Raw genomic sequence first — 17,965 nt, 5'->3', positions numbered from 1 at the left:
CCCACCGTCCTATTCGTGCTTCCGGTTGATGAGGCCCGCAGCGTAACCGGCGTTGAACCCACCGTCGATATTCACCACCGTGACGCCCGAAGCGCAGCTGTTCAGCATGGCCAGGAGTGCCGCCAATCCGTGGAAGCTCGCTCCGTATCCCACGCTGGTCGGCACGGCGATTACCGGCCGGGAGACCATCCCCCCGACCACGCTGGGCAGGGCGCCTTCCATGCCCGCCACGACGATGAGCACCGATGCGTTCATGATGGCCTCTCGATGGGAAAACAGGCGGTGAATGCCGGCCACGCCCACGTCGAAGACGCGTTCGACCCGGTTGCCCAGGACCCGGGCGGTCACCGCGGCTTCTTCGGCCACGGGGATGTCGCTCGTACCCGCAGAGACGACTAGGACCTCGCCGATGCCCCGGTCCTGCCAGTCATCCTGGATCACGATCGTCCGGGCCGCATGGTGGTATTCTGCCGAAGCACACCGCGCCGTCACGGCTTCGTGCATGGCCGGGGTCGCCCGCGTGGCGAGCAGGTCGCTGCCCGAGGCGACGATGCGCTCCGCGATCGCGGCTACCTGTTCTTCGGTCTTTCCCTGGCAGAAGATCACCTCGGGAAACCCGCATCGCAGCGCCCTGTGGTGGTCCACCCGCGCGAACCCGAGGTCCTCGAATGGCATGGATCGCAGCCGCGTGGAAGCCTCGTCCACCGGCAGTTCCCCCGATCGGACCTGTTCGAGCAACGCTTTGATCTGCGATTCGTTCACGGGCTATTCACCGTCCAGGACTTCGATGCGTGCGCCCGAGGCATGGCGCTCCTGCTGCAGACGGGCTGCCACCGCTTCCGCTTCGCGCATCACGCGCAGCACATTGCGTCCGAGGATCTTCATGATGTCCTCGTCCGAATATCCCCGCCGGACCAGTTCGGCCGTCAGCATGGGATAGGTAGAGACGTCCTCCAGTCCCACCGGTAACGAGGAAATGCCGTCGTAATCCCCGCCAATGCCGATATAGTCGATACCGATCACCTGCCGGATGTAGTCGATATGGTCGGCCACCTGGGCGAGGGTGGCGGGCGGCGTGGGATTGGCCTCGTTCCAGGCGGCTATGCCTTCCGCCACCGATTCATCCGTGGCCTCCGGCATCGCCGCGAGCCGATCGCGTTCCTCGTTGCGCTTCACGCCGTGCAGGCGCGTTTCTTCCGAGATGTAGCCCGGGACGAAGGTGACCATGATCACGCCGTTGTTTTCGGCCAGGCTTAGCAGGATGTCGTCGGGGACGTTGCGCACGTGGTTGCACATGGCGAAGGAGGAGGAATGGCTGAAGATGACCGGGGCCTCTGTCACGTCCAGGGCGTCCCCCATGGTCGCCGGGGAAACGTGGGACAGGTCCACCAGCATGCCCAGGCGGTTCATTTCCCGGACCACTTCTTTCCCGAATTCCGACAGCCCGTCGACTCCTACGGTGTCCGTGGCCGAATCGGCCCACGGTATGTTGCGGCTATGGGTCAGCGTCATGTAGCCGACGCCCAGCTTGTGGAACATGCGGAGCGCGCCCAGGGATGAATCGATGGAATGGCCGCCTTCAATGCCCATCATGGAGGCGATCCTGCCGGCCGCGAAGGCTGCTTCCACTTCGTCGGCCGTGGTGGCCAGCTGAAACGTGTCCGGGTACCGCTCGATCATCTCGTACACGATGTCGATTTCTTCCATGGTGGCACGCGTCGCCTCCTTGCCCTGCATGGACGCGGGTACGTAGACCGACCAGAACTGGGCTCCCAGCATGCCCTCGCGCAGACGGGGGATGTCGGTATGGAAATCGGGCTGGGGCTGGTCGATATCGATCGACCATACGTCCCGGTTCGCGTTCCTGCGGATCTGCCAGGGCAGGTCGTTGTGCCCGTCGATCAGCGGGACCTTCGCGTGCAGTGCCTTCGCGCGTTCGACGGGATCTTCAGGCATGGGTGCTGCAGCCGGAGCGCACGCGGCGGTCAGCGCGATGAAACAGATGCTGGTCAGGAGCAGAGCGAAGGGATACATGGTTCCTCCGGGGTGAAGCCATTCATATCTGGTTTCTGGCGGTAACAGGCAGCAGATCGGATTCCCGAGATGGAAGGCATTTGCAACTAGAAATGTGGATGCAGTCCTCATGTAGCCGGTCTCCTCTAAAATCAACGATATTCGGGTCAGGGCAAGGGATATTTGGGCGATCCGGCCTGGGGAATCCCGCAGGCTTCGGGGTCCGCGATGTCTTGCCCGGACGGAATCGGACTCGCCTCGAACCACCATCGAATTCTCATATTGCCAATCCCGCTGCCCCGGTTTACTTTTCACTGGTCGCAATCACTCGATATCCCCATCCGAAGGAGTCCGCATGGCCGGTTTCACCATACTTTCGCCTGGAAACCCGGATAACCCCGGTCCCAATCAATACATACGCGACGAATTGAAAACCATTGGCGCCGAGCTCAAGATCCGGCCCTACAGCACCCTCGATGAGATGCTCGAGGAAGCCCGGGACGTGGACGGGTTCACCCAGGGCGGGCTCACGTATAACAGAGAGGTCGTGGCGCAACTGCCCGAGCGCATCCGCGTGGTCGGCGCAGGTGGGATCGGCGTGGATTTCATTGACGTGGAGGCGGCCACGGAACGGGGCATCATCGTCTACAACATACAGCGGGTATTCGAACGGGAAGTCGCCCAGCACGCCATGATGCTGCTGCTTGCCTGCGCCCGGCGGCTGATGATTATCAACCGGTCCATGATGGCGGGTACTCCCGTCAGCCGCGGCACCATCCAGCCGCTGTACGACCAGACCCTCGGCCTGGTTTCCTTCGGGAACATCGGTCGGGCCATGGCGAAGATCGCCGCCGGATTCGATCTCCGCGTCATCGCCTGCGACCCCTTCGTCACCCAGGCCGACGCCGACCACTGGGGCGTGACCATGGTGGACCAGGAAACGCTGTTCAGGGAATCGGACTTCGTCTCCTGCCACGTGCCCCTGGGACCGGGAACCTATCATCTCATCGGGGAGCGGGATTTCCGGAACATGAAGCCTTCCGCCTACTTCATCAACACGGGCCGGGGCAAGGTCGTGGACGAGAAGGCGCTGATCCGGGCTCTGCGGGAAGGGTGGCTCGCCGGCGCGGGGCTGGACGTGCAGGAACAGGAACCGCCCGCCCCGGACAATCCGCTGCGGTCGATGGAGCAGGTGGTCCTCACGCCGCACTACGCTTCGGCGTCGGAAAGGGGCGGCGTAGAGCGTTTTAAAAAGGCCGGCAGGCAACTGGTCACCATCCTCAGCGGCCAGTGGCCCGAAGACGGCCTCGTAAATCCCGCCGTGAAGCCGCTCGCCGCCGAAAAATGGGGCATGCCCGCCGAGTAAACGGGTGAACGGCGTCGGTGACTGGCGTCGGACACGCAATGGGGCGAAGGTCTGGATCCGCCATGTTCTACGACACCGTGATCTTCGACGCGGCGGGTACGCTGTTCGGCCGGGATTCCCCCGATTTCTTCGAGGAGTTCTTCGTCGTCGCGGCCGGTGAACTCGGCGCCGCGATCACGCTCGAACAGGTAAAGGCGGCGCTTTCAAAGGCCATGGAGGAACCCCGGTTCCACAAGCGCGACGGCCGCATGAGCACGCCGGAGCAGACGCGGCGGTACTTTGTCGATCTCTACGCCCACGTCTTCGATACGGCGGGTATCGAGGGCGACCTGGTGCCCGGGTTGCAGCAGTACTACGACCGGTTTCAGGACGGCAGGTATCTCGAGGTGTACGGCGACGTCCGGCCCACGCTGGAAAAACTGAAGGACCGCGGCGTGCGCCTCGGCGTGCTTTCGAACTGGTCGGAACACCTCTCCCTCGTGCTCAAGCGGCATGACCTGGACCGGTACTTCTCCTTTCTCGTGGTTTCCGCCGTAGCGGGTTGCGAAAAGCCCGACGAGCGGATCTTCCGCATGGCCATAGATCGCGCGGAAGCACCGGTCGACCGGATTCTCTACATCGGGGACTATCCGGAGGAGGACATCCTGCCTGCCGAACGCGTCGGCCTGGACGCCCTGCTCATCGACCGGTACGAGAAGTACGGCCGCTATCGCCTGCCCTCCATCCGGCAGCTGACGGACGTCCCCGGGCTGCTGGGCATAGCATGATTCGGGGACGCGTCGTGAACGAGGACGAACCATGAGCAACCAACCGATCCGCGTCGGCGTGGTCGGCGTGGGACGCGGGAAGAGTTTCGCACAGAGCGCGTCCGGCGCCGTGGGCATGGAACTCGTCGCGCTGTGCGATATCTGGGAGGAGCGGTTGCACGAGTTGGCCGGCGAACTTTCCGTCGCCGCGTACACCGATTACGACGCATTCCTCGCCCATGACATGGACGCCGTGGTCCTGGCCAACTACTTCCACGAACACGCGCCGTTTGCCGTAAAGGCCCTTCGGGCGGGCAAGCACGTCATGAGCGAGACCGCCTGCAACGGCACGCTGGCGGAGGGCGTCGCCCTCTGTCGAGCCGTGGAGGCGTCCGGCCGGATCTACATGCTGGCCGAGAATTACCCCTACACCGTGTTCAACCAGGAAATGCACAGGCTCTACCGCGAGGGAGAGATCGGCGAAGTCACTTACGCCGAGGGAGAATACAACCACCCCATGTCCCGGGACGCGAGCCTGCGCATTTCACCGGGATTCGACCACTGGCGGGCGTGGATCCCCTCCACCTACTACTGCACCCACGCCCTCGCGCCCCTGGTATATATCACCGACACGCGGCCGGTCGGCGTGAACGCCCTGGCCATCGCCCGGCCCGAGCGCACCCTCACCCTCAGGAGGGGAGATCCCGGGTCCGTCATCCTCTGCCGCATGGACAACGGCGCGGTCTTCCGGCTCTTCGGACTCGGCCTGCCCGGCCACAGCAACTGGTACCGCCTGCACGGAGAGCGCGGCGCCATGGAGATCACCCGGGGACCGGGGTACTTCGGACCGGGAGAGGTGCGGGTGTGGCATGAGCCGTGGCACCTGGAACCCGGCCAGGAAGCGGAGCGGGTCTACAAGCCGGACTGGCCGGAGCACGGCGATCTCGCCCGCAAGGCCGGCCACGGCGGCGGCGACTTCTGGACCAGTTTCCATTTCGCCCGGGCCATCCGTTCGGGCGTACAGCCATTCCTGGACGTGTACCGCGGCGTGGCCATGTCGTCGGTGGGCATCCTGGCCTGGAGGAGCGCGCTGGAGGACGGCCGTCCCTTCGACGTGCCCGATTTCAGGGACGAGACCGCCCGGAAACCCTGGGAAAACGACCACTGGTCGCCCTGGCCGAAACATGCCGGACCGGGCCAGCCTCCGCCCAGCATTCTGGGCCGTCGCGAGCCGGATCCGGAGCACGTCCCGTACGCCCTGCGCCTATGGAAGGATATGGGTTACGAAGGGTAAAAAAGGCTTGCGTTTCGAGGGTCCGTCGGGTATTTTAGGACGGCTCTGGAGGAACGCGACCCCATCGTCTAGCCTGGCCAAGGACACCGCCCTTTCACGGCGGCAACACGGGTTCAAATCCCGTTGGGGTCATATCACATAACCGGAAATGGCAGAGGGGGTTGCGTGCATGCGCAGTCCCCTTTTCGCTTGTTGTGCCATCCGCCGGAGTCAATGGTCGAAGGGAACGACCCGGATGACTTCGATGGTCCCGGTCTGGGTGAATTGCCAGACCGCGACGAAACCCGTGGCAAGATCGCCGTTCTCGTCCCAGTCCAGAGGCATGGCCGCGCCTTCGTAGTTGATTGTGCCGCCGTCGGCCAGGACGCGCAACCCGTTCGCGATGCTGCCCGCCTCGGCAATCACGAGTTCGCCGGGCGGCCTTCCGATCGTTCGCAGCTGGTCCCGGATGGCCGCTCCTTCCAGCCTGCCCGCCGCCTGGGCCGCCAGGGCCAGCGCCACGGTTGCGTCATAGGTCTGTTTCACGTAGGGGAAAGGCGGAGGGTTGCTGCCGTAGAGGCTGTTGTACCCGTTATCCCAGGCAAGCGCCGAGGGCGTGTCCTGCGCGGAGCCGGGCGAAGTGCCGATCATTCCGGCGAGGTGCTCGGGACCGATTGACCGGATCAGGTCCAGGCTGCGTCCGGTGGGACCGAAGACAAACACATCGTAGAGGCCGAGATCCAGCGCTTCGCGCACGATGGTTTCCTGCTGGGGTTGAAAGGCAAGGACGATCAGTGCCTGCGTGTCTTCAAGGACGCCCTTGCTTTCTCTGAGCTCCGCCACGAGGGTCGTCTTTTCGGGATCCGCCGCGACCCGGATGAGCTTGCCCTCCCAGGCATGCTCGAATGCGTCCGCGATACCCCGGCCCCAGACGTCGTCCCGGTAGATCATGCCCACGTTGCCGTATCCCGATTCCAGCGTGATCTTCGCGAGGACCGGCCCCTGGTCGAGATCGGACAGCGTGGTGCGAAACAGGAAATCGTTATCCATGGCGGTCGTGAGCATGGGAGAAGAAGAGGCCGGAGAGATCATTGGAATGCCGGCATCCGCGACCACTTCGTCCACGACGGCAAGCGTCGAGGAACTCGCCCAGGCGCCCACGATCCCGTGGACCCCTTTGTCCTCGATAAGGTCCATTGCCTCGGATACCGCGGTTTCGGCGTCCAACTCCGTATCGGCCACCACGCCTTCGACCGGTTCCCCGAGCACACCCACCTCGTTGACATGTTCGATCGCCATTTCGAATCCCCGCCGCATGAGGACGCCGTGTTCCGAACCTCCTGCCGACAGATCGATCAACAGCCCGATTTTCAGCGCGGGTTGATCGACCGGCTCAGGCGGTTCCGGCGGCTCGGGCGATACCGGATCCTCGCTGCCGCACGATAACAGAAAGGAGATCATCAGGACAATCGACAGCCAGGGTCCCCAGGAGAAAATCGATCCTCGCATTCCATGCATCTTCATGCCTCCCGCGCATCGCGGCGCATTCCGTCGGGTATGTCCATGTCCAGTTGCGGGTTTCGAATCCGTGACCATGTAGATATACTGCGTACCGATTTCGCTGTCATCCCTTTTCTTATCTATTGCGCCATCAACAACTTGGGTGACATCGGGCACCGGCTGAATTGCCTTGCCGGTTCGCCGCCGGCAGGATACATTCCATCCCATGCCCGACCATACCGCCGATTCCCCGAAACCGGCTGACAACGAGGTCCCGCCTTCCCAGGTCCTCCGTCACGTCTGGGCCATTGCCTGGCCCGTCGTTGTCGCTTCGCTGATCGACGCCACAGAAGGTCTCGTAGACATCTACTTCGTGGGATTCCTGGGTCCCGCGGCGATCTCCGCCATCGGAATGAGCCGGCAGATCGTGTTCATCGTCATGGTCATGGCCATTTCGATCACCGGGGGGACGCGGACGCTGGTGGCCCAGTACTACGGGGCGGGCAGGCACGGCGACGTGAGCCGGACCGGCCAGCAGGCGATCCTGATGGGCACCTACCTGGCCCTGGGTCTTGCCGCCGTCAGTATCGTGCTCACGCGGCCCGCGCTGGTCCTGCTCGGCGCCCCGGAAGAGGTCATTACCCACGGCATGCTCTTCCTGAGGCTCTACTTCGCCGGCATGGTCTTCATGATTCTCAACTACGTGATGAGCGCCATCTTCGGCGGCGTGGGCGACACCCGCACGCCGCTGAAGATCTCCGTAATCGTCATCATCGTGAAATGCGTGACCTCCTACGCGTTTATCTTCGGCGCCTGGGTAGTGCCCGCGCTGGGCGTCGCCGGCGCGGCCGTGGGCATGATCATCTCCCGGCTGGCGGGATGTGTCATCGGGCTGGCGATCCTGGTCCGGGGCCACGGCCAGGTGCGTCTCTCGAGGAACTGGCGCATCAAACCGGACTGGACCATCATGTCCCGCATGCTCGACATCGGCCTGCCCTCCGGCGCGTCCGGCTTCTTCCGCAACGGCGCGCGCGTGCTCCTGTACCGCGTCATATCGGGCGTAAGCCGTCCCACGGCCGCCATAGCGGCGCTGACCGTGGGTTTCCAGATACGTCTCTTCGCGATTATGCCCGCCCTGGCCTTCTCGGTCGCGGCGACCTCCCTGGTGGGGCAGCGGCTGGGTGGCCGGCAGGTCCGGTCGGCCGGGCAGTACGGCGGGCAGACGATCCTGCTCTGCATGATCGTGATCGGGGCCGGCTCGTTCTTGATCTGGATTTTCGCCCAGGGGATCGCGGCCGTATTCACGACGGACGAGACGGTCCTGGGCATCAGTTCGGTCATGCTGCGCTTCTTCGCCATCGCCCAGGTCTTTTCCGCGCTGTCCATCGTGGCCAGCGGCGTGCTGGCCGGCGGCGGCGAGACCCGTCCATCGCTGTACTACACGCTCTTCTCCCAGTGGGGCATCATGCTCGTGTTCTCCTACGTCCTCGCCTTCCCGCTTGGACTGGACGTTACAGGCATCTGGATCGCCTGGCTCGCCGCGGCGGTGCTGCAGGGCCTGCTCACGCTCAGGCGCTTCTTCAAGGGGACCTGGAAAAGGGCAGTGGTCTGAGGGCGGTGTTCTGAGGGCGATGCGGTGTCCGGGGGCGCAGGCCAGTACCGCGGTCGACGTCGCGGTCCGAATCCCGGAGGTCAGTCCCGGCCGCGCAGCGTTCGGATGCCTTCGGCGGCGCCGTCCGGATGCTTGAACACGGCCGTGGCGGCCACCAGGACGTTCGCGCCCGCGGACGCGGCGGTCGGCGCGGTATCGGCATTCACGCCGCCGTCCACCTCCAGGTCGCACGCGATCTCCCGGTCCGCCAGGGTCTTTCGGATCTCGCGGATCTTCGGGAGGACGGATGGGATGAACCGCTGGCCTGAGAAACCCGGGTTGACGGACATGACCAGGACGAGGTCGAGATCGTCGATGATCCCGTCGAGAACCTGGGCGGGTGTCGCCGGGTTCAGGGCCACGCCGGCCTGTTTGCCCCGCTCCCGTACGGACTGCACCACGCGGTGCAGGTGGGCCGTATTCTCCTGGTGCACGATGATCACGTCGGCTCCGGCTTCCATGAAGGCGTCGATGTACCGGTCCGGTTCCTCGATCATCAGGTGGGCTTCCAGGGGCAGTTCCGTCAGCGAGTCGATGGCCTCGACGATGAAGGGGCCCATGGAGATGTTCGGGACGAACCGTCCGTCCATGACGTCGATATGGATCCGGTCCGCGCCCGCGCGCTCCACGGTACGGACCTCATCGGCCAGGCGGGTGAAATCCGCCGACAGGATGGATGGAGCGATCTGGATCATGGCCCTCCCCCGCTTTTCTTCTGCTCCACGTGACCGCCGAACTGGTGTCGAAGGGCGGAAAGCACCCGCATGGCGTAGGATTGCTCCTGCCGCGACTGGAACCGCGTGAAGAGCGAAGCCGTGAGCACGTGGGCGGGCACGTCTTCCTCGATGGCCGTCTGCACCGTCCACCGGCCCTCGCCCGAATCCTGCACGTAACCGGAGTAGGCGGACAGGTCCCGGTCTTCCCGCAACGCGATCTCCAGGAGGTCGAGCAGCCAGGAACCGACCACACTTCCGTGGCGCCAGACTTCGGCGATGTCATGCAGGTCCAGGTCGTACCGATGACGCGGATCCACGCGGTCGGAACCCGATTCGCGCAGGATTTCCAGCCCTTCGGCAAAGGCCTGCATCATGCCGTATTCGATTCCGTTGTGGATCATCTTGACGAAGTGTCCCGCGCCTGCCGGTCCCACGTGCACGTAGCCCCTGCGGGCCGTCGAGAGGAAAGCGTCGCCGGCGTCTTGCCCGGGACCGGGCGCCAGCGTATCGAACAACGGGTCCAGGCGCTCGACGATCTCCGCGGGGCCCCCGATGGTCATGCAATACCCCCGCTCGAGGCCCCATACGCCGCCGCTCGTACCCACGTCGACATAGTGCAGGCCCCTGGCGGACAGCCGTTCCGATCGGGTCACGTCGTCCTTGAAGTAGGTGTTCCCTCCGTCGATGACGGTATCGCCCGGAGACAACAGTCCGGACAGTTCATTGACGGCCCGTTCCGTGGCGTCGCCGGCCGGGACCATGACCCAGACCGAACGCGGCGGGTGGAGCGCGGTCACGAGACCGCGCAGCGACGAGGTGCCCACGGCGCCTGCTTGCTCCGCCTGACCGACCGCTTCGCCGCTGTGGTCGTAAACGACGACTTCGTGACCGCCGCGCAACAGCCGCCGCGTCATGTTGCCACCCATCCGGCCGAGTCCGACCATGCCCAGTTGCATTCGATGCTCCCCGAAACCGGCGATCAGGCGAGGCGGACCGGCTGCAGCCGTTTCCGTTCGATGGCTTCGATCAGCTTCACGAAGGGATCCACGAATTTCTGCACCCCTTCTTCGACGAGTTGCTCCGCGACCCGGTCCATCGAAATCCCGGCTTTTCCCACACCGGCCATGATCGACCAGGCTTCGTCGATACCGGCCTCGAGGGTATCGGCCAGGTGCCCGTGATCGCGGAAAGCAACAAGCGTTTCATCGGGCAGGGTGTTGATGGTGTTCTTTCCGATCAGTTCCTCGACGTACAGCACGTCCCGGTACTCGGGGTTCTTGGTGCTCGTGCTGGCCCACAGCAGCCGCTGCTTCCTCGCGCCCCGTTCGGCCAGCGCGGACCAGCGCGATGACGCGTAAATCGTCTTGTACCGCTGGTAGGTCGTCTTGCCGTTTGCGATGGCCGTTCGGCCGGTCAGGTCCAGTACCGCGGCCCGTTCACCGGGATCGCCGACCCGTTTCGCCCGTTCGGCAAGCAACGCGTCGACGAGGGTGTCGATGCGGCTGATGAAGAAGCTGGATACGCTCGCTATGCCGCTGATGTCTCCACCCGCGACAAGACGGTCCTCCAACCCGCTGATATAGGCGTCGGCCACGGCCTCGTAGACTGCCCGCGAGAACATCAGCGTCACGTTGATGTTCAGCCCTTCGCAGATCAGTTGGCGCACGGCCGGTACGCCGGCCTCCGTCGCCGGCACCTTGATCATGACGTTCGGGCGGTCCACGGCCTTCCACAGCCGCCGGGCCTCCTCGATCGTACCCGCGGTGTCGTCCGCCAGTTCAGGGGACACCTCCAGGCTCACGAAACCGTCGGCGCCGCCGGTCGCTTCGTATACGCCGCCCAGGTGGTCGGCGGCTTCCCGGATATCCGAGATGGCCAGGATCTCATAGATCTCCAAAGCCGTCCGGTTCGCTGCCGCAAGCCGCTCGATATCGGCGTCGTAGTCCGTACTTCCCGCAATGGCTTTCTCGAAGATGGCCGGGTTCGAGGTCATGCCTTTCAGGCCGTCTTCCTCGATCAGTTTCCTCAACCGGCCGGAGTACATCAGTTCCCGGCTGATGCTGTCCAGCCAGAAGCTCTGGCCGTGCCGTTCGAGCAGGTTGAGCGGATTTGCCATGTCGAATTCCTTTACCGGTCGGCCGTTGCGTGAAGTGCGGCGGCCGATACCGTCATTTTCTTCCCATTCCGGCCGTTTACTTCGCGTGGTCCGTGCCGCGGACTTCAGGGTATCAGTACGATCTTTCCATAAGCGCCGGGTTCCATGACGGCGATATGGCCCTTCGCCGCGTCTTCCAGCGGGAACTCTTTACCGACCACCGGGTTGAGCGTGCCGTTTTGCAGTCCGGCGAACATTCCGGCGTGGATGCCGACCAGATCTTCTGGAGACGCGAGCAGCAGGACCATGCCGAGGATGCTGGCGTCCCGCGCCATGGCGTCCCTCGGATTGATCTCGATAACGCCCCGGTTGCCGATGACGACGACCCGCCCGCCATAGGCCAGCATGTTCAGGTCCTTGTCCAGATTGACGTTGGCCAGCATCTCCATGATCACGTCGACGCCCAGGCCGCCGGTGAGCTCCATGATCTTGTCCGTATAGCCGGGAACGTTGTGGTCCACCACGTGATGGGCGCCCTGTTCCTCCACCAGCGCGGCGCCCTGTTCCGACCCGGCGGTGCCGATGACCGTCATGCCCGCGGCCCGGGCCATCTGTACGGCCGCGGTCCCCACGCCGCCGCTCGCGCCGTGCACCAGGACGGTTTCGCCCGGCTTTCCCCCGGCACGCTGGAACAGCCCTCTCCACGCCGTCGCGTAAGGGACGTATATCCCCGCGCCCTGCGTGAAGGAAACGTTGCCGGGCAGTGGATACACCTGGTCGGGCGAGCACAGGGCCTGCGACGCATAGGAACCGGTAAGGGTGCCGGCCAGGTACACCCGGTCTCCGACGGAAACATGGGCCCCGCCGTCGCCCACATCGGCGACCGTTCCGGCGCCGTCCATGCCCGGAGTGAAGGGCAGATCGGGTTTCATGGCATAGGTGCCCGCCCGGATGTAGGTGTCCACCGGGTTCACGCCGGCGGCCCGTATGTCGACCAGGATCTGTCCGGGACCTGCCTGCAGATCCGCGCCGGTTTCGAGATTCATTACCTCGGGACCGCCGAATTCGTGAATGCGAATCGCTTCCATTTGCGTCTCCTCGATGCTGAAATCAGCCGCAGAGTTTTTCGATGACTTCGTAGAGGATTTTCGGACCCCGTTCCATGTTCTCCAAGGAGATCCGTTCGTCGTTGCCGTGGATACGTCTGAGCTCTTCGTCGATCAGTATAAAGGGCATGAAGCCGTAGCAGTGGATCCCCAGCTCGCGGAAGTAGTGGCTGTCCGTGAAGCCGGACAGAATGTTCGGTACGACCTCCGCGCGCTCGTGGTGCCGGGAAACGACCTCTCGAACCGTCTCGACCAGGGGCGAATCGAAAGGCGATGACGTGTTCCCGAAGTTCAGTATGGTCTCGATTTCGATCCCGTCGTCTCCGACCACCTGTTTCAGCTCCTGGACGAAGTGCCTGGGCTCTTCGCCCGGAAGCAGCCTGCAGTCCAGTTCGGCCGTCGCCGCCTGAGGTATGATATTGATTTTGTCGCTGCCCTGCAACATGGTTATGGAGATGGTATTGCGCAGAATCGCGGCGTGATGCTGGTTGCGCAGCAGGTCCGTCAGGAAACGGCGGTCCCGGACGGACTCCCGGATATTCGCGAATCGCTTGCGGTATCCTTCTTTCTGCAGGTGGGCGATGCCTTCGAAGTACCGTTCGGCCGCGTCCGTCACCTTGATAGGAGGCGTGTACGCCATGATGGCGCTCAAGGCGCGGATGAGCCGGTTCACGGCGGAATGGGGCTTTGGACGGGAGCCGTGGCCGGGTTCGCCGCGGGCGACCAGGCGGACCCAGCAGGGCGACTTTTCGGTGATGTCGATGGAATAGACGGCCCTGCCGTTCTCCAGGCGTCCCTTGCCGCTCTCGTTGATCAGGAATTCCGCGTCCGAGACGAGTTCCGGGCGGTTCCGGGTGATCCACCGCGCGCCGGCCGATCCGCCGGCCTCTTCGTCGGCGGTGACGAGAAAGATCACGTCCCTTTTCAACGGAAATCGGTTCCGATGCAGCGCGAGGAAGACCACCAGCTCCGCAATGCCCAGGTTCTTCATGTCGAGGGCGCCCCGCCCCCAGATGTAACCGTCCCTGACCTCGCCGCCGAAGGGATCGACCGACCAGTAACGGCGTTCGGCGGGTACCACGTCGCTGTGACTCAGCAGCACCACGGCCCGCTTCGAACCGTCCCCTTCCAGTCTCGCGTAGAGATTGGAGCGTCCCGGGGCGGACTCGTGAACCTGGCAATCTATGCCTTCCTCGGAGAGGATGCGGCTGAGGAAGGCGGTCGCGCGATCCTCGTTCCCGGGGGGATTCGTCGTGTCGATGCGCAGGTACTCGCCCAGCAGTTGTACGGCTTCCCGCCCCAACGCGTTCCAGTCCAATGCCCTAAATACTCCCTTCGGATTGTACCGCCTGCCGGATCACGGCGATAGCGGCGAGATCGCCTACTTCGTCTCCCAGTCCGGCGGGCACGACCCGCACCGTGTCGTAGACCCGCGGCCAGGTTTCGTGCCGGAGGTACGCGCGGATAGGTTCCAACAACAGATCCTGCGCCTTGACCAGGATGGTTCCGATGACGATGACCTCCGGGTTCAGGACATTCACGATGTTCCCCAGTCCGACGGCCATGTACCGCGCCGTCTCGTCCACGATTTCCCGGGCGGCCAGGTCGTCCTGCCTGGCCGCGTCCATGACGGCCTCCGCCGTAATGCTTGCCGGATCGCCCCCGGCCAGATCGACCATAATCGAACCGGGTACCTTCTGCGCTTTCTCCCGGGCCCGCCTGGCGATCGACGGCCCCGAACACAGGGCTTCCAGGCAGCCGCGCTTTCCGCAACCGCAGGCCGGCCCGTTATCGACGATGGTCATGTGCCCCACTTCGCCGGCCGTGTCGTTCGGGCCGCGGTAAAGTCGGCCGTCGAGTATGACGCCGCCGCCGATACCAGTGCTCATGGTCATGTACACCATGTGCCGGCAGCCCCGCCCGGCCCCGAAAGACCACTCCGCCAGGGCACTGGCGTTGGCATCGTTTTCGACGAAAACCGGCAGCGAAAGCGCGCTTTCCAGCCATGCCTTCAGCGGGACCTCGTCCCAGCCCGGCAGATTGGGCGGTGCGTAGACCACCCCGGTTTCCGTGTCCAGGGGACCGCCGCAACTGACGCCGACGCCGACCAGCTCCGCCGGGGAGAGCGCGGCGCGCGCCATGGCTTCGCGAGACATTTCCACCAGCGACGCCACCACGGCCCTCGGACCCCGATCGACTTTGGTCGGCCGCCGGATCTTGCGCAGGATCTTCCCGTTCCGGTCGGCGACGGTCACGGCGAGCTTGGTGCCGCCGATGTCATGGCCCAGGAAGTACGGGGCGTTCCGGTCTGGCTGGGACATAGTCGCGGGTCGAAGCGTTCATCCTGGCTGGGCATCGTCGCGGGTCGGCGCATGAATCCCGGGGCTTCGCAGACGCTTTCCGGCTATCCAAAATTCATGCAGTTATTATAGTCCGCGGGCGGGTCGTGTCAACTGCTTTCAGCCGGGCCTCGATGCCGTTCCGGTCCGCCAAAAACTGATTGACAGCGACCGTCCGGCCCGGGCATTTTTGCAGGAGTCGAAACGGCCGCTTCCCATCCTGGGCGGCTCTGGCCTTTGGCGCGCGGATCCTAAAGGCCGTTCCACGGCCCGCCGGGAGAAGGGGAGGAGGACGGCAAATGTTGGACACCAAGATTCTGTGGATGTGGCTGCATGTACTGGGCGTCGTACTGTGGGCGGGCGGTTTCTTCTACGTCCTGGTCGCGCTCACCCCGGCGCTACGGTCGGGCAGGGCGTCGGAGGAACGCGTGGAGATCATGCGCCGGACCGGCGCCATATTCCGCCGGGTATCCTGGACGGCGATCGTCATACTGGTCGTGAGCGGTTCGTTCAGCCTGTACAACCGGATCATGGATGGGGTGGCCGCCCGGGCGATGTCGTCCCAGCCCGAGCTGTACCCGCTGCTTCCGCCGGGCTACGAAGCCCTGATGACCGTCAAGCTGCTGATCGTGATCGCGTTGATCGTGCACCATGCGGTCCGGCTCCTGGAACCCCGGGTCCTCGAAGACGGCAGCATCGGGTTCAAGTCCAGGGCTTCGGGCATCGTGGGCGCCGTGCTCTTCGCGGCGGCGGTGCTGCTGGGCCTGATCCTGCTGACCATGAACGTCTCTGTCTGATTCGGCCCCATGAAGGATTTCATCGCCCTGACCAAGCCCGGCCTGGTCATCATGCTGGTGCTGACCACCTGCGTCGGGTTCTACCTGGGGTCCGACGGGCCGGTGGACTGGCTGCGCTTGCTGCACACGCTGGCCGGAACCGCCCTGGCGGCCGGGGGCACACTCGCCCTGAACCAGTTCATGGAGCGAGACCGGGACGCCATGATGCGGCGGACCCGGAAGCGTCCGCTCCCCGCCGGGAAGTTGCGGCCCGCGCAGGCGCTCGGGTTCGGCGTGGCCATCACGGTGGCGGGCCTGTTGTACCTGGCGCTGGTGGTCAACGTCCTGAGCTGCGCGGTCACCGCGCTGATCACCGTCACCTACCTGTTTCTCTATACGCCGCTCAAGCACCGGACTACGCTGTCGACCGTGTTCGGCGCCGTCCCGGGCGCGTTGCCCCCGGTGACCGGTTGGGCGGCCGCCCGAAACGAACTGGGGCTGGAGGCCGGCGTCCTGTTCGCCATCCTCTTTCTCTGGCAGATGCCCCACGCCCTCGCGCTGGCCTGGCTCTTCCGCGAAGACTACGCCCGCGCCGGGTTTCAGCTGCTGCCCGCAGTCGATCCCGACGGCCGGTTCACGAGCGTGCAGATCCTGATCAACTGCCTGGCCCTGACCGCCTTCAGCCTGGTCCCGACCATACTGGGCATCTCGGGGGTCGTCTATTTCTACGCGGCTTTCGCGGCCGGACTGGGACTGCTCGCTTTCGCCATCCACCTGACCGTGACCCGGACCCAGGCGTCGGCAAGGAACCTGTTTTTTGCGTCGCTGGTGTTCCTGCTGGTCCAGTTCTCCGTGATGGCCTATGACAAGGTGTAACGCATGCTGGAGATCACAGACCTGCCCCTGGTGAACGCCTGTCTGAACTCGACCAGCGCGGCTTTCCTGGTCGCGGGCTACATCAACATCAGGAAACGGAACATCGCCGCGCACAGGACGTGCATGCTGGGCGCGGTCGCGGCGTCTGTTCTGTTCCTCACCACCTATCTGATTTACCACTTCAACCACGGAAGCACGCCCTTCACCGGCGAGGGATGGACACGTTACGTCTATTTCACCATCCTCATCAGCCACACGATCCTGGCCACGGCCATCGTGCCCATGGTCGTGCTGACGCTGCGCCACGCGCTGAAGGGGCGTTTCGAACGCCACGCGCCACTGGCACGGTGGACCCTGCCGATCTGGCTGTACGTGTCCGTCACCGGCGTGCTGGTGTACCTGATGCTGTACCAATGGCAAGGATAGGTGCCTGATATGGCCGCTGTTCCGGTACGCAGGTTGACGCTGGCCGCGCTCTCGATCGCGCTCGTGACGCTGGCGACCTTTGTCATACGCATCCCCAATCCGGCCACGCAGGGATACATCAATCTCGGCGACGGGCTGCTGTTCACCCTCGCCCTCGTCTTCGGATGGCGCATCGGCGGTCTCGCGGGCGGGGTCGGTTCCGCCCTGGCCGACGCACTGGGCGGCTACTTCATCTGGGCGCCCTGGACGCTCGTCATCAAGGGGATCGAAGGGATCCTGGTCGGAACAATCGCGTTCTGGGGCGTGCGGGGCGGTCGGGACACCGAGGGCGGACTGGACGACCAGGGCGGACGGGGCACATCGGATGCTGGGGGCATCCGGGGCGGTCGCCATCCGGGCCGGATCGCGGCCTTCGCAGCCGTGCTGGTGGGCGGCGCCTGGATGGTTACCGGTTACTACCTGGCCGGATCGGTCCTGTTCGGCGGCATCGCCGCGCTGACGGAGATACCGGGCAACCTGGTTCAGGGCGGCGTGGCGGTCGTGGTGGCCCTGCCCCTGTCCGTCCTGTTGAGAAACGCCTTGAAACGGAGTGATTATGGACCTCTCGCACCTCGATGAAAAAGGACGCGTCCGCATGGTGGACGTGACGGAAAAACCGGTGACGGAAAGGCGCGCTGTGGCCTACGGGGAAGTCCGATCCGCGACGGATACGATCCGGAAGATCTCCGCCGACGAGATGGGCAAGGGCGACGTGCTGACCACGGCGAAGATCGCGGGCATCTCGGCGGCCAAGCGGACGGGCGACCTCATCCCCATGTGCCATCCCATCCCGCTGACCCACGTGGAGATCGACATCACCCTGAACGAGGACGCGGGCAGGATCGGACTCCTGGCCACGGCCGTCGCGTCCGGCAGGACCGGCGTGGAAATGGAGGCCCTGACGGCCGTCTCCGTGGCCGCCCTGACCCTCTACGACATGTGCAAGGCCGTGGACCGGACCATGGAGATCGCCTCCATCCTGCTGGTGGAGAAGGAAGGCGGCAGGTCGGGCAAGTTCAGAAGGCCGGGGTGGGAGGGGCCGG

18 protein-coding genes and 1 tRNA gene are annotated in these 17,965 nt (G+C 64.6%); 10 read left to right on the top strand and 9 right to left on the bottom strand.

Features of this window, described 5'->3' with window-relative positions; translation table 11 throughout:
- Window positions 1-9: 9 nt before the first annotated feature.
- Complete coding sequence (gene larB, locus F4Y38_11245; GenBank protein MXY49852.1) at window positions 10-762, bottom strand: nickel pincer cofactor biosynthesis protein LarB; 753 nt, start codon at window positions 760-762, stop codon at window positions 10-12.
- 3 nt (window positions 763-765) lie between these two features.
- The gene (locus tag F4Y38_11240; protein ID MXY49851.1) at window positions 766-1,956 is read right to left on the bottom strand and encodes a membrane dipeptidase; all 1,191 of its coding nucleotides are present in this window, start codon (window positions 1,954-1,956) and stop codon (window positions 766-768) included.
- 412 nt (window positions 1,957-2,368) lie between these two features.
- Between F4Y38_11240 and F4Y38_11235 the strand changes: the two genes are divergently transcribed.
- The 4 genes from F4Y38_11235 (at window position 2,369) to F4Y38_11220 (ending at window position 5,551) form a co-directional block, all read left to right on the top strand.
- Window positions 2,369-3,379 carry a C-terminal binding protein gene (locus F4Y38_11235; GenBank protein ID MXY49850.1) on the top strand — a complete coding sequence of 337 codons (1,011 nt, stop codon included), beginning with the start codon at window positions 2,369-2,371 and terminating at the stop codon, window positions 3,377-3,379.
- Between the two features lie 38 nt (window positions 3,380-3,417).
- Complete coding sequence (locus F4Y38_11230) at window positions 3,418-4,146, top strand: HAD-IA family hydrolase (protein ID MXY49849.1); 729 nt, start codon at window positions 3,418-3,420, stop codon at window positions 4,144-4,146.
- A 31-nt stretch (window positions 4,147-4,177) separates the two neighbouring features.
- Entirely contained in the window at window positions 4,178-5,419 is a 1,242-nt protein-coding gene (locus tag F4Y38_11225; GenBank protein ID MXY49848.1) for a Gfo/Idh/MocA family oxidoreductase, read from the top strand.
- Between the two features lie 57 nt (window positions 5,420-5,476).
- A tRNA-Glu gene (locus F4Y38_11220) sits at window positions 5,477-5,551 on the top strand.
- A 78-nt stretch (window positions 5,552-5,629) separates the two neighbouring features.
- Here the strand turns inward: F4Y38_11220 and F4Y38_11215 are convergent.
- Entirely contained in the window at window positions 5,630-7,126 is a 1,497-nt protein-coding gene (locus tag F4Y38_11215) for an ABC transporter substrate-binding protein (protein ID MXY49847.1), read from the bottom strand.
- On the opposite strand from F4Y38_11215, the gene F4Y38_11210 reads away from it, so the two are divergent.
- Window positions 7,125-8,510, top strand: coding sequence for an MATE family efflux transporter (locus tag F4Y38_11210; GenBank protein ID MXY49846.1), 1,386 nt, complete (start codon window positions 7,125-7,127; stop codon window positions 8,508-8,510). The two genes, F4Y38_11215 and F4Y38_11210, sit on opposite strands and share 2 nt — an antisense overlap.
- Before the next feature lie 80 nt (window positions 8,511-8,590).
- On the opposite strand, the gene F4Y38_11205 is transcribed toward F4Y38_11210, so the two are convergent.
- The 6 genes from F4Y38_11205 to F4Y38_11180 all read right to left on the bottom strand — a co-directional run bounded on the left by F4Y38_11205 (window position 8,591) and on the right by F4Y38_11180 (window position 14,787).
- A complete protein-coding gene (locus F4Y38_11205) occupies window positions 8,591-9,244 on the bottom strand; it encodes a ribulose-phosphate 3-epimerase (GenBank protein ID MXY49845.1) in 654 nt (217 codons plus the stop codon).
- Window positions 9,241-10,221: a decarboxylating 6-phosphogluconate dehydrogenase gene (gene gnd / locus F4Y38_11200; GenBank protein ID MXY49844.1), complete on the bottom strand. Its 981-nt coding sequence runs from the start codon at window positions 10,219-10,221 to the stop codon at window positions 9,241-9,243. Before gnd ends, F4Y38_11205 begins: the two co-directional genes overlap by 4 nt.
- A gap of 23 nt (window positions 10,222-10,244) precedes the next feature.
- Entirely contained in the window at window positions 10,245-11,381 is a 1,137-nt protein-coding gene (tal, locus tag F4Y38_11195; GenBank protein MXY49843.1) for a transaldolase, read from the bottom strand.
- Between the two features lie 104 nt (window positions 11,382-11,485).
- Window positions 11,486-12,448, bottom strand: a complete 963-nt coding sequence (locus F4Y38_11190; GenBank protein ID MXY49842.1) for an NADPH:quinone reductase — start codon at window positions 12,446-12,448, stop codon at window positions 11,486-11,488.
- Between the two features lie 22 nt (window positions 12,449-12,470).
- Window positions 12,471-13,784, bottom strand: coding sequence for a M20/M25/M40 family metallo-hydrolase (locus tag F4Y38_11185; GenBank protein ID MXY49841.1), 1,314 nt, complete (start codon window positions 13,782-13,784; stop codon window positions 12,471-12,473).
- Window positions 13,785-13,788: 4 nt separating this feature from the next.
- Window positions 13,789-14,787 (bottom strand): ROK family protein, encoded by a 999-nt coding sequence (locus F4Y38_11180; protein ID MXY49840.1) that lies wholly within the window; start codon window positions 14,785-14,787, stop codon window positions 13,789-13,791.
- A 317-nt stretch (window positions 14,788-15,104) separates the two neighbouring features.
- Here F4Y38_11180 and F4Y38_11175 point away from each other — a divergent pair, with 317 nt between their 5' ends.
- From F4Y38_11175 to moaC, 5 genes are all read left to right on the top strand, one after another.
- On the top strand, window positions 15,105-15,602 hold the full coding sequence (locus F4Y38_11175) for a hypothetical protein (GenBank protein ID MXY49839.1): 498 nt from the start codon (window positions 15,105-15,107) through the stop codon (window positions 15,600-15,602).
- Between the two features lie 9 nt (window positions 15,603-15,611).
- The gene (cyoE, locus tag F4Y38_11170; GenBank protein ID MXY49838.1) at window positions 15,612-16,457 is read left to right on the top strand and encodes a protoheme IX farnesyltransferase; all 846 of its coding nucleotides are present in this window, start codon (window positions 15,612-15,614) and stop codon (window positions 16,455-16,457) included.
- 3 nt (window positions 16,458-16,460) lie between these two features.
- Window positions 16,461-16,883 carry a DUF420 domain-containing protein gene (locus F4Y38_11165; protein ID MXY49837.1) on the top strand — a complete coding sequence of 141 codons (423 nt, stop codon included), beginning with the start codon at window positions 16,461-16,463 and terminating at the stop codon, window positions 16,881-16,883.
- Window positions 16,884-16,892: 9 nt separating this feature from the next.
- Entirely contained in the window at window positions 16,893-17,501 is a 609-nt protein-coding gene (locus tag F4Y38_11160) for an ECF transporter S component (GenBank protein ID MXY49836.1), read from the top strand.
- On the top strand, window positions 17,479-17,965 hold a 487-nt coding region (gene moaC / locus F4Y38_11155; GenBank protein MXY49835.1), incomplete at its 3' end, for a cyclic pyranopterin monophosphate synthase MoaC. The genes F4Y38_11160 and moaC, both read left to right, overlap by 23 nt.

The organism is Gemmatimonadota bacterium (genome assembly GCA_009838645.1).
Classification (GTDB): domain Bacteria; phylum JAAXHH01; class JAAXHH01; order JAAXHH01; family JAAXHH01; genus JAAXHH01.
Note: the sequence above shows the minus strand (reverse complement) of the source record. Positions and strands in the feature narration are given on the sequence as shown.